Source organism: Streptomyces sp. NPDC048419, assembly GCF_043200415.1.
Lineage (GTDB): Bacteria > Actinomycetota > Actinomycetes > Streptomycetales > Streptomycetaceae > Streptomyces.
The window spans coordinates 26,634-37,004 of record NZ_JBICXT010000043.1 but is presented as its reverse complement, the minus strand read 5'-3'; the positions used below and the strand labels follow the sequence as shown (position 1 = coordinate 37,004).

The following is a 10,371-nucleotide window of genomic DNA, read 5'->3' as shown; positions in this document are numbered from 1 at the left end:
CGGCGGGCGGCCGCCGGCCCCGCTGTGGCTGCCCCCGGCGGGGGCCCGGGGGGGGGGGGGGGGGTAGGCGCACCTTGGGCCCGCCGTGGCGGGGGGGGGGGGGGCCGTCCCTGGGGGCTACGCCCCCAGACCCCCCCATCGGCCCGAAGGGCCTCGTCCTCAAGCGCCGGACGGGCTGGATGATGCGGACCGGCGTGCAGACAGCGAGGGCGACCCGCACGCCGCCATCTCCGCCGCCGTCGCGTCCGGGCGGCACCCCGAGGCCGACGCTCTCGCCGCCCGTCACGAGCAGGCCGCCGTCAACGCGTACGGGGCCGGGTCGGACGAGGCGTTGCACTGGGCCGAAGTGCGGGCGGATCTGGCGATGTTCGCCGGGGATCCGGTGCGCAGCTGCCGGACGTGGCTGGGGGTGGCCGCCGCGCGGCTGGCGGCGGGGCAGGCGCCGGACGCGCCGGCCGTGGAGGCGGCCGTGGACCGGGCGCACCATCAGTGGGGACAGGTGCGGGACGCGGTGGCGGCGCGCGAGCTCGGCGCCTCGCTCGCCGACCTGCGCTCGCGGGTGCCGGGGCGCCGGGAGGGCGCGCTGGACCATGTCCGGCGCCAGTTGCGGCAGTTGCAGACCCAGCCCTAGGGGGCGTCTGACGATTCCCGCCTGCCCCGCGGGCGGACGACGGGAATCGTCAGACACCCCCTAGACGAGGTGCGCCAGCGTGGCCGAGACCAGCGTGCGTACGCCCGGGGTGATCGTCGAGAGGTCGGGGGCGAAGTGAGGGCTGTGGTTGCTGGGGACGGCGAGGAACTTCTCCATCAGGTCCGTGCCGGGTGCCGCGTCCCAGACGTCGGCCGTGGTGGTCGTCACGAACCAGTAGGAGTACGGGATTTCGCCCAGTGCCAGGTGGGGGAAGTCCTCGCTGCCCATCAGCGGGCCGAAGTCCAGCACGGTCCCGGCGCCGAGCACCTCCTCGTGCACGGCGGCGGTCCGGCGGTCGGTGTCCGCGTCGTTCGTGGTCACGGGGAAGGCCGCGCCCACCGTGACCTCCGGTTCGCGCGGGCAGCCGGCGGCGAGCGCCTCGCCCGCCGCGATGCGCCGGATCGCGGCGATCATCCGCTCGCGGACCTCGTCGGACTGGGTGCGCAGGTTGAGGGAGATACGGGCCTCGGACGGGATGATGTTGTGCCGGGTGCCCGACTCGATCCGGCCGACGGTCAGCACGGCGGACTCGCGGGCGGCGATCTCCCGGGAGACCACGGTCTGCAGCCGGGTCACGAGGTAGGCGGCCGTGACGACGGGGTCGACGGTCGTCTCCGGCCGGGAGCCGTGCCCGCCGCGTCCGTGGACGACGATGTCGAGGTCCGTGGAGGCCGACATGATCAGGCCCGCCGAGTGGGCGTAGAAGCCGACCGGGCCGGGCGCCGCATGCTGGCCCAGCAGCACGTCGGGCCGGGCGAAGCGCTCGTACAGACCGTCCTCGACCATCGCCAGCGCGCCCCGGCCGGTCTCCTCGGCGGGCTGTCCGACCACGAGCAGGGTGCCCGACCAGGCGTCCCGGCCGGCGGCCAGCGCCTCGGCCGCGCCCGCCAGCCAGGTCACATGCAGGTCGTGCCCGCAGGCGTGCATCACCCCGGGCACCTCGGAGGCGTACGGCAGCCCGGTCTCCTCCGGCACCGGCAGCGCGTCCATGTCGGCGCGCAGCAGCACGGTCGGGCCGTCGCCGTTGCGCAGCAGCCCGGCGACGCCCGTGCCGCCGACGCCCTCGGCGGTCTCGAAGCCCGCCTTCGCCAGGCGCCCGGCGAGCTTCGCGGCCGTGCGGTGCTCCTGGAGGGAGAGCTCGGGATGGCGGTGCAGATCCCGGTAGAAGTCCGTCAGGTCGGCGACCGGGAGACGGGCGGTGAGGTCCAGCGCGGTGCGGGCAGCGGGAGAGGTCACGGTGGCAGGGTAACCGGGGCGTCTGTACGAAAGCCCTGGAAGCTGCCCGCTGCGCTAGCCGGCGTGATGGACTTGCTGTACCTGACCGACCTGTCCGTCGTCCGCCGCCCGTGCCGGGCCCGCGTTGGCGGCCAGGACCAGGGCGGCCACTGCGATCAGGGCGGCACCGAAACCTCGGGCGTAACGCTCGGAGATGTGTCGGAGCACGGCAACCTCTCAACAGCGTTGTATTAAACGCGCTTAAGACGCCGTTTAACCTAGGGGCAGTCGTGGGGCAACAGCAAGAGGCACAGGGGGAGTTGGCGTGTCGGAACGTGACGATCCGGTGATCATCGGGCGAAGAGTCCAGCAGTTGCGGGCCGAACGTGGTCTGACCCAGAAACAGCTGGCCGAGCCCGCCTACACCCCCGCCTACATCTCCACCCTGGAGGCCGGCCGGGTGCGGCCCTCCGACGGCGCGCTCAGGCACATCGCCGAGCGGCTCGGGATCGCCTACGAGGAACTGGTCACCGGACGCCCGGCGCACCTCGCCACCGACCTGCGGCTGAGGCTGACCGAGGCGCAGCGCACCCTCGCCTCTGGGGAGGCGGAGGAGGCCGCGGAGCAGTACACGGCGCTGCTCGCCGAGGCCGAGGGGCACGAGCTGGCCGACGTACAGGCCGTCGCGCTGCTGGGCCTGGGCGAGTGCGCTCTGGACACCGGTGAACTGTCCGTCGCCCGCGAGTACTTCGAGCGGTCCGAGCACGTACTCGCCGACGTACCGCTGCCGGCCCGCGTGCCCGCCCTGCGCGGCCGCGCCGTCTCGCACTATCTGGCCGGCGAACTCCGGTACGCCGTCTACCTGCTGGAGTCCACCCTCGACGAGCTCAACCGCGGCGGACTGCACGACCCGGACGCCCTGCTGCTGCTCTACGCCAGCGCCATCGGCCCCTACATGGACATGGGCGCCCACGCCCGTGCGGCCCAGGCCGCCGAGTTCGCCCTCGCCCTCGCCCCGCAGTCCGGCGACCCCGCGCTCGTCGCCCGTATGCACCGCTCGGTCGCCCGTACCCTGCTCGCGGAGGGCCGTATCGCCGAGGCCGACACCTCGCTCGCCAAGGCCGCCGAGCTCTACCGCACGCTCCAGATCCGCACCGAACTCGCCAACTGCCACTGGATGCGTGGCTACGTCTGCGCCCAGAACGGCGAACTGGGGCGCGCCGAGGCCGAGTTGCGGCAGGCGCTCGACATGCTCTCCGCCAAGCGCGCCGCCCTCTACAGCAGCCAGGTCGCCGTGGAGCTCGCCGACGTGCTGCACCGGCGCGGCAAGTCCGGCGAGGCCGCGGCCCTGCTGCACGACGTGCTCAGCGACCTCAGTTCCGAACGTGGCGCGCTGCACTCCGCCGCCGCCCACCGCCTGCTCGGCATCATCGCCGACGACGCCCGCGACACGGAGGCCGCGGAGGAGCACTACGTCCGCGCACTGAGCCTGCTGGAGCGGGCCGGCGCCGCCGGTGACCTGGCCGACCTGTGCCGCCTGCTCGGCGATCTGCTGCGCCGCACCGGCCGGGTGGAGGCGGCGCTGGACGCGTACCGGACGGGCCTCGGGCACCGCACGGCCCCCGGCACCACCACCCTCGGACCCGCACCCGCACAGCCTCCGCTGTGAGCGGCCCGCGCTCCGGGGCGAAGGCGTTTCGCCCCGGAGGCCAGGGGTGGTCGGCCGGCAATCCGGAGCGGGCGTGCCGCCGGTTCGACCCCTGCTGACGGCGGATCCGCCTCGGGTGCCGGCGGACGACGCCGGCCCCGGCCGGTCAGCGAAGGAGGCGGTAGCCGTGCGCCCCAGGCGCGACCCCCAGGGCTTCCCCGGGCGGTGATCCCTACTCCGGCGGCATGACTTTGTTCCGGGCGGCCCGCACGGCCGGACCGAGCACGACCCTGACCGGGCGTGGGCCGCCGCGGTGATCGCCGAAGGAGTGCGTGACGCCCGGCCCCGCGAGATCCCGGACCGGTTGTGCGCAGTCGCGGTACGGCTGCGGCCGGCGGCCGGCGGCCGGCGGCCGGCCCGAGAGTGTCGCTGTGCGGCGAGGGGATGCCCGTCCGGCTCGGCGCGAGCGGCGAGCAGGCCGCGCGGCTCGCGGAGATCCAGGCCACCCTCGGCGAGGGGCTCTGCCTGGATGCCGTCCGGGACGGCATCCCCGTGCTCGCCCCCGATCCGACGCGCGGGGACGCGCATCGCCGGCCGGTGTTCGCGCTCGCGGCGACGGCGGCCGGGGCGCAGGCGATGTACGCGATACCGCTGGGCGACAGCAGGGTGACCGTCGGGACGCTCGATCTGCACCGGGCCACCCCGGGCCGGCTGACCGGGCGGGACCTGCGCCGCGCGCAGCTCGTGGCAGGCGTCATGGCCCTGGCCGTGACGGCGCCGGCGCGCGGGGAGTGCGCCGACGGCAGGGACGAGTCCTGGCTGAGCGGGCTGACCGCCGCACACGGCCAGGTCTACCAGGCCGTCGGGATGACCATGGCGCAGCTCGGGATCGACGCCGACGAGGCGCTGGCGCGGCTGCGCGGCCGCGCCTTCGCACAGGGCCGTACCGCGCTGGAGCTGGCGCGGGACGTGGTGGCGCACCGGGAGCGGCTGGACGCCGGCTGACGGGGCCTACGATCCTGTCATGGACATATTGGCGCTCTCCCTGATCATCCTGCTCGTGCTGTTCGGCATCGGCAGCATCGAGAACCGGATCTCCCGTCAGGACAAGCGCGTTGCGCGTGTGGAGCACAAACTCGACCTGATCCTGGACCACTTGGGGCTGCGCGAGCCGGAACCGTGGTCGGACGAGGTGGACGCGCTGCTGCGGGACGGCAAGAAGATCGAGGCGATCAAGGCGTACCGGGAGGCGACGGGAGCGGGCCTGAGGGAGGCCAAGGAAGCCGTGGACAAGCTCGACCCGGCGAGCTGAGTCAGTCCGGCCGCCCCCGGACACGCCGCCGTCAGACGCGCAGCCGCGCCTGCTTCCTGACGTCGTCCAGCCGCGCCACGCCCACCTGCACGAAGGCCTTCGTGGCGTCGGCCGACACGAAGCCCGGGCCGCCGTGGGTGAGGGCGATCGCGGCGTCGCCGACCCGGACCACCGCCACGTCCAGGGTGAGCAGCGTCTGCTCGCCGTCGCCCGTATCGCTGGTGAACGTCACCCGCAGGCCCTGCCGGGCGTCCCCGACGTCCGGCAGCCCGGCCGCGCTGACCTGGACCCCCTCGCGGGCGCCGTGGTCGGTCGTCGCCGTGAACCTGGCGCAGGTCTGCGGCAGAGAGCCCAGCCAGGCGAGGGTCCGGTCGACGTCCGCGGGGTCCAGGGTCAGCACCTGGTAGCGCAGCTGCGCCTGGTCCATGGCGTCGTCGAGCCCGGTCACGGCCCGTGTCCCGCCCTCCGTCCCGAACAGGTCCTCGGTGTAGAGCGCGTCGAGCAGCCGCCGGCAGTCCGGCGCCTCGGCGGTCGCCTTGAGCACCCCGTCCCGCCAGGTCGCGGCCCCCTGCGTCGCCGTCCAGGGCTCTCCCAGGTCGCCCTCGGTCACCAGCGCGGCCCGCGCCTGCGCCTCGGTGAGCGGGACGGGCGAGGGCGGCGCGGCCGGGGACGGCCGGGCGCTGTGCGAGGGCGCGGCGGGTGCCTGGGCCCTCACCTGCGCGATGGCACCGCACGCGCTCGCGCTCCCCAGGGCTCCCAGGGACAGCACGGAGGCGACGACGACACGGGACGGAATGCGGATCATCGGGGACCTCCAGCCCACTCCAAGATCGGTGACGTCTCCAAGGGACCACCTCGCACCCCGCCCGACCAGCGCTCCGGGCCGTCCGGGTTACGGGACGCAGGGCCTCGGCCGCCCCCGTCGAGGCCGGTCCGGGCGTCCGCGCCGCGCCGGAAAACCCGTGGCCCCCGTCCCCGCCCCCGCGCTAGGGTCCGCCCATGAAGCGCGCCCACTCGTCGTCCACGACGCCGGAGAGTGTCCCGGCGCGCTGAGTTCTGGACTGGATGTCCGAAGCCCCGGGCGAGTGGCCCGGGGCTTCGTCGTCGGTCGCTCGTCCTCCCCCGCTCTCGACTTCGCTCGAGCGGGAGGTACCCCCATCATGAGGAGAGGGACCATGTACGACCACCGCAGACTCGGCCGTGAACTCGAACTGTTCGGCACCGATCCGCTGATGGGCGCGGGGCTGCCGTACTGGCTGCCCGACGGAGCCGTCGTGCGCCACGCACTCGAGGAGTACATCCGCGAGCGGGAACGCGCGGCCGGCTACCGGCACGTGTACTCGCCGGTCCTCGGCAAGCGCGAGCTGTACGAGATCTCGGGGCACTGGGACCACTACAGCGACGACATGTTCCCGCCGATGCAACTGGGCGGCGAGGAAGTGGTGCTGCGCCCCAGCCTGTGCCCGCACCACGCCCTCATCTACCGGTCACGCTCCCACAGCTACCGTGAACTGCCGTTGCGCATGGCGGAGTTGGGCGGCATGTACCGCTCCGAGCCGTCCGGCGTGCTCGGCGGGCTGACCCGCGTACGGTCCATCCAGCTCAACGACGCCCACATCTTCTGCACCCTGGACCAGGCGGCCGACGAGGCCCGCGCGGCCCTGGAGCTGATCGCCCGCGCCTACGCCGACCTCGGCATCCGCGCCGTCCGCCACCGGCTGTCCCTGCCGGGCGAGGGCGGCAAGTACGTCGCCGACTTGGAGCTGTGGCAGCGGGCCACCGGCCTGCTGCAGGAGGTGCTGGCGGGCGCCGGCGTCCCCTTTGAGGCCGTGGCGGGCGAGGCCGCCTTCTACGGACCCAAGATCGACGTCCAGATCGCCGATGCCGCCGGCCGTGAGTCCACCCTCTCCACCGTCCAGATCGACTTCCATCAGCCCGAACGCTTCGACCTGCACTACATCGGCCCCGACGGGGCACGGCACCGCCCGGTCATGGTGCACCGCAGCATCATCGGCAGCGTGGAGCGCGCCGTGGCTCAGCTGATCGAGGTGCACGGAGGCGCGTTCCCGGTCTGGCTCGCCCCCGTGCAACTGGTCGTGCTGCCGGTGTCCGAGGCCCAGGAGGAGCAGGCCCTGGACGCCGTACGGCGGGCCGTGGCCCGCGGGCTGCGCGCGGAGTACGCCGGTCCCGGTGAGGGCAGCCTCGGTGCCCGCATCCGGGCGGCGCGCCTTGTGCCGTACCAGGCCGTGATCGGCGAGAAGGAGTCCGGCGGCGACCTGGCGGCCGTACGGCTGCGGGACGGGCGGCGTCCGGGGGCCGTGGCGGTGGAGGATCTGCTGGAGCGGGTCGGCGCGTGCGCGCGGGCCCGGGACGGCGAGCTGTGGGCGGCTGCATAGGGTCGTGGGCACAGCTCTCACAGAGAGGAGCGCGGCCGTGACCGGTCAGCCCATCCCGGTGATCATCGACTGCGACACCGGCGTCGACGACGCCCTCGCCCTGCTGTTCGCCGTGCGCCACCCGGCGATCGACCTGCGGGCCGTCACCTGCGTCGCCGGGAACACCGACGTCGACGGCGTCGTCCGCAACACCCTGACCGTGCTGGAGCAGGCCGGCGCTCCCGACATCCCGGTCGGCCGGGGTGCCGAGCGCCCGCTGCTCGAACCGGCGCGCTCGGCGCGACATGTGCACGGCTCCGACGGCATGGGCGACCTCGGCCTGCCCGCCCCCGCCCGCACCGCCGCCGACGTGGACGCGGTCACCCTGCTGCGCCGCGAGATCCTCGCCTCCCCGCGCCCGGTCACGCTGGTGCCCACCGCGCCGCTGACGAACATCGCGCTGCTCCTGCGCACGCACCCGGAGGTGGTGCGGGGCATCGAGCGGATCGTGTTCATGGGCGGCGCGGTGGCCACCGGGAACGCCACCGCCGTCGCCGAGTTCAACGTCTGGCACGACCCGGAGGCGGCCGCCGTGCTGCTCACCGCCGGGGTGCCGATCACGATGTACGGCCTGGACGTCTTCACCCAGGTCGTCGTCCCCAGCGCCGATGTGCACCGGCTCCGTGCCAGTGCGGAGCCCGGCACCCGGCTGGCCGGCGAGCTCCTCGCCCACCGCCCGGCCCACCCGGGCGAGGCGCCCGAGGCCGAGGAGGCGGGCGGCCTCGGCGACGCGGGCGCGGTCTGCACGGTCGTCGACCCGGCGGGCATCACCACCCGGCTCCTGCCGGTGGAGGTCTCCCTCGCCCCCGGCCCCTCCCGCGGCCAGACGATCGTCGACCGCCGCTCGCGCCCGGGGGAGTCCGAGATCCATGAGGGCGTGCGCGAACAGCCGCTCGTGGACGTGGCGTTGGACGTGGACGTGAACCGGTTCGTGAAGCTGTACCTGGAGACGGTGGAGCGGTAGCCGCAAAGGACGAACGCCCCGGAGCGGGGGTCTCCGGGGCGTTCGTATCGGGAGTGGTCCGTGGGTGGTTCAGCGTGCCGTACGGCGGCGCCTGGTCACGACGACGATCGCCGTACCGGCCGCGAGGAGCGCCGCGGCGCCGCTCGCGATGATGCCCGAGCCGCTACCGCCACCGGTCTCCGCGAGGTCACCGCCACCGCCGTTGGGCGTGGGCGCGGCCTCCGACGCCGACTCGGAGGCGGACGGGGTGGGAGCCTCGGTGGAGGGCGTCCCGCTCGCGGGCGGGGTGGTCTCCTCGGCCGGCGTCGAGGGCCGACCCGACGTCGGAGGCGTGGCCGCAGGAGTGGCCGGCGGCTGCGAACCCTCGTCCGTCGTGCAGTCCTTGGTGCCGCCGTTCCAGGACGCGATCAGCTTGTCCTTGATGACCGGGTGGTCGGGGCCCTTGGGCAGGTCCCCGTGCTCGAAGCCGTCCTGCGCGTCGGGCTTGCCGTCGAACTTCACGGCCCCGCGGTAGAGGTCGATCTGCGCGAAGCAGCCCGCGTCCGGCACCGCGATGTCGAGGGATCCGGTCTCGCCCTGCCTGACCGTCACCGAGTCGAAGTCGACGAAGACCTGCTCGCCGGAGGTGGCGAAGGAGGAGCCGTGGGCGAGGTAGGAGGCGAGCGAGGCCGTGCAGGTCGTCGCGTCGCCCGCCGTGCGGACCTTGACGTGGATCTCGCCGTCGTCGGTCGGCTTCAGGTTCTGGTCGTCGACCCTGACCGAGTCGTAGAAGCCGGTGCCGTCCAGCGAGAACTGGCAGCGGTCCGTCTCCGTCCTGGTGCCCGCACCCGTGCCGGGCTCGTAGTGGCCGCCGTGCTTCCAGCCGTCACCGCCGTGGCCGCCGTCGTGGGCCCAGGCGCCGGAGGCGGCGGCGACGGTGGCGGCGCAGAGGGCGAGCGACGCGGCGCCCGTCCCGAGGACGCGGCGCGCGGTGACACGTCTCGTTGTGGACATGCGGGACCCCCACTTCGGCATGTGCGGACCCGGGTACGGCGGCGCAGGGCAGCATGCGGCAGCCGGCCGTACCGGGGTGAATGGTCGAGGAACACCGGGCTCATTGGTCACGTGAGCCCCAGTGCGATCACATCGTGGGTCTCGCGGCCGAACGCTGTCAACCTGCGGTGACGCGTGGGTAGTTCAATGATGCATCACAATTTCGCGACATACGGAAAGGGCGGCTCCGCTCTCGCGGGGCCGCCCTGTGCCTCACCTCACCGTCGGGGTCGGACTGGCCGCCTGGCCGGACGGCTCGCCCGGCAGCACCGGTGGCCGGGTGGTGCTGTCGACCGGCGGGGTGAGCACGACCTGCGGCTGACCCCCGACCGGGGGCGGCGGCGTCAGGTCCTTGGCGGGCAGCTTCGGCGGTGTCGTCTCCTGGAAGAGCACCTGGTCGAAGTTGACCAGCCCGGTCTGCTCCATGACCGTGATGTGGTCGAGGACCGTCGCGTTGGCCTGGTCGGCGAGCGCCCGCACCACCGTGTTCTTGGTCTGCGAGCGGATCTTGGCGATCGCGTTGAAGATCGAACCGTGCGTCACCCTGAGGATGTTGGCGAAGTCCGTGTCGAACTGCTTGCCCTGGTCCGCGGCGAGCGTGCTGACGAACCCCTGCTGCTGCGGGCTCGCCTGGTTCGGGATCGTGATGTTGAGCATCGTGCTGATCTTGCGGCAGCTGATGTCCAGCGCCGCGTGCCCGTCGATCAGGTGCTTGCTCGCGATGAGGACCGCCTTGCTCTGTCCCTTCTTCAGGCCCATCTGGCCCACCGGGTACTCCCACAGCCCGGCCGCGCGCACCTTGACCACGAAGTCCCGGTCCTGCTCCGTCAACGGCCCCCACTGGGTCTGCGCGATGACCCGCGACCCCGAGCTCGACGTGGTGTTGACTCCGAGCATCGCGGGATACGCGAGTGCGGCCAGTGTCACGCTGAGGGCACCGCCCACGAACAGAGTTCCCATCGCATTCCGCGAAAAGCGCACCGTGCCTCCTGCCCGGTCGGGGACCCGCCGATGAGGGACGGGCTCGGACGGAGGTGAGTACGGATCGGTGGCGGCGCGGAACCTTTTGATTTG

General features: G+C 73.6%; 10 protein-coding genes and 1 pseudogene. 6 read left to right on the top strand and 5 right to left on the bottom strand.

Translation table 11 applies throughout. From position 1 onward, the window contains the following. Positions 1-208: 208 nt before the first annotated feature. Positions 209-631, top strand: a pseudogene (locus ACGFYN_RS44045) (hypothetical protein); the annotation flags it as partial. Positions 632-691: 60 nt separating this feature from the next. Here ACGFYN_RS44045 and ACGFYN_RS44040 read toward each other — a convergent pair. Together ACGFYN_RS44040 and ACGFYN_RS44035 are read right to left on the bottom strand one after the other, a co-directional pair. Further along, positions 692-1,927 (bottom strand): amidohydrolase, encoded by a 1,236-nt coding sequence (locus ACGFYN_RS44040; RefSeq protein ID WP_393871631.1) that lies wholly within the window; start codon positions 1,925-1,927, stop codon positions 692-694. 54 nt (positions 1,928-1,981) lie between these two features. Next, complete coding sequence (locus tag ACGFYN_RS44035) at positions 1,982-2,134, bottom strand: hypothetical protein (protein ID WP_393871630.1); 153 nt, start codon at positions 2,132-2,134, stop codon at positions 1,982-1,984. Positions 2,135-2,231: 97 nt separating this feature from the next. Here ACGFYN_RS44035 and ACGFYN_RS44030 point away from each other — a divergent pair, with 97 nt between their 5' ends. The 3 genes from ACGFYN_RS44030 (at position 2,232) to ACGFYN_RS44020 (ending at position 4,866) form a co-directional block, all read left to right on the top strand. Next, positions 2,232-3,575: a helix-turn-helix domain-containing protein gene (locus ACGFYN_RS44030; RefSeq protein ID WP_393871629.1), complete on the top strand. Its 1,344-nt coding sequence runs from the start codon at positions 2,232-2,234 to the stop codon at positions 3,573-3,575. A 423-nt stretch (positions 3,576-3,998) separates the two neighbouring features. After that, positions 3,999-4,559, top strand: a complete 561-nt coding sequence (locus tag ACGFYN_RS44025) for a GAF and ANTAR domain-containing protein (protein WP_393871628.1) — start codon at positions 3,999-4,001, stop codon at positions 4,557-4,559. 19 nt (positions 4,560-4,578) lie between these two features. Continuing rightward, the gene (locus tag ACGFYN_RS44020; protein ID WP_393871627.1) at positions 4,579-4,866 is read left to right on the top strand and encodes a ribosomal protein L7/L12; all 288 of its coding nucleotides are present in this window, start codon (positions 4,579-4,581) and stop codon (positions 4,864-4,866) included. Positions 4,867-4,897: 31 nt separating this feature from the next. Here ACGFYN_RS44020 and ACGFYN_RS44015 read toward each other — a convergent pair whose 3' ends face one another. Beyond that, positions 4,898-5,671 carry a hypothetical protein gene (locus ACGFYN_RS44015; protein ID WP_393871626.1) on the bottom strand — a complete coding sequence of 258 codons (774 nt, stop codon included), beginning with the start codon at positions 5,669-5,671 and terminating at the stop codon, positions 4,898-4,900. 370 nt (positions 5,672-6,041) lie between these two features. On the opposite strand from ACGFYN_RS44015, the gene thrS reads away from it, so the two are divergent. Beyond that, positions 6,042-7,262 carry a threonine--tRNA ligase gene (gene thrS, locus ACGFYN_RS44010; protein ID WP_393871625.1) on the top strand — a complete coding sequence of 407 codons (1,221 nt, stop codon included), beginning with the start codon at positions 6,042-6,044 and terminating at the stop codon, positions 7,260-7,262. A gap of 37 nt (positions 7,263-7,299) precedes the next feature. Beyond that, positions 7,300-8,265, top strand: a complete 966-nt coding sequence (locus tag ACGFYN_RS44005; RefSeq protein ID WP_393871624.1) for a nucleoside hydrolase — start codon at positions 7,300-7,302, stop codon at positions 8,263-8,265. A 69-nt stretch (positions 8,266-8,334) separates the two neighbouring features. Here the strand turns inward: ACGFYN_RS44005 and ACGFYN_RS44000 are convergent, their stop codons facing one another. Both ACGFYN_RS44000 and ACGFYN_RS43995 read right to left on the bottom strand, forming a co-directional pair. Next, on the bottom strand, positions 8,335-9,258 hold the full coding sequence (locus ACGFYN_RS44000) for an LAETG motif-containing sortase-dependent surface protein (protein ID WP_393871623.1): 924 nt from the start codon (positions 9,256-9,258) through the stop codon (positions 8,335-8,337). Between the two features lie 252 nt (positions 9,259-9,510). Next, complete coding sequence (locus ACGFYN_RS43995; RefSeq protein WP_393871622.1) at positions 9,511-10,257, bottom strand: DUF4142 domain-containing protein; 747 nt, start codon at positions 10,255-10,257, stop codon at positions 9,511-9,513. Positions 10,258-10,371 lie beyond the last annotated feature (114 nt).

Coding starts and splice junctions, on each gene's coding strand:
- ACGFYN_RS44025 (WP_393871628.1), top strand. CDS start 3,999: ATGCCCGTCCGGCTCGGCGCGAGCGGCGAGCAGGCCGCGCGGCTCGCG.
- ACGFYN_RS44020 (WP_393871627.1), top strand. CDS start 4,579: ATGGACATATTGGCGCTCTCCCTGATCATCCTGCTCGTGCTGTTCGGC.
- ACGFYN_RS44015 (WP_393871626.1), bottom strand. CDS start 5,671: ATGATCCGCATTCCGTCCCGTGTCGTCGTCGCCTCCGTGCTGTCCCTG.
- thrS (WP_393871625.1), top strand. CDS start 6,042: ATGTACGACCACCGCAGACTCGGCCGTGAACTCGAACTGTTCGGCACC.
- ACGFYN_RS44000 (WP_393871623.1), bottom strand. CDS start 9,258: ATGTCCACAACGAGACGTGTCACCGCGCGCCGCGTCCTCGGGACGGGC.
- ACGFYN_RS43995 (WP_393871622.1), bottom strand. CDS start 10,257: ATGGGAACTCTGTTCGTGGGCGGTGCCCTCAGCGTGACACTGGCCGCA.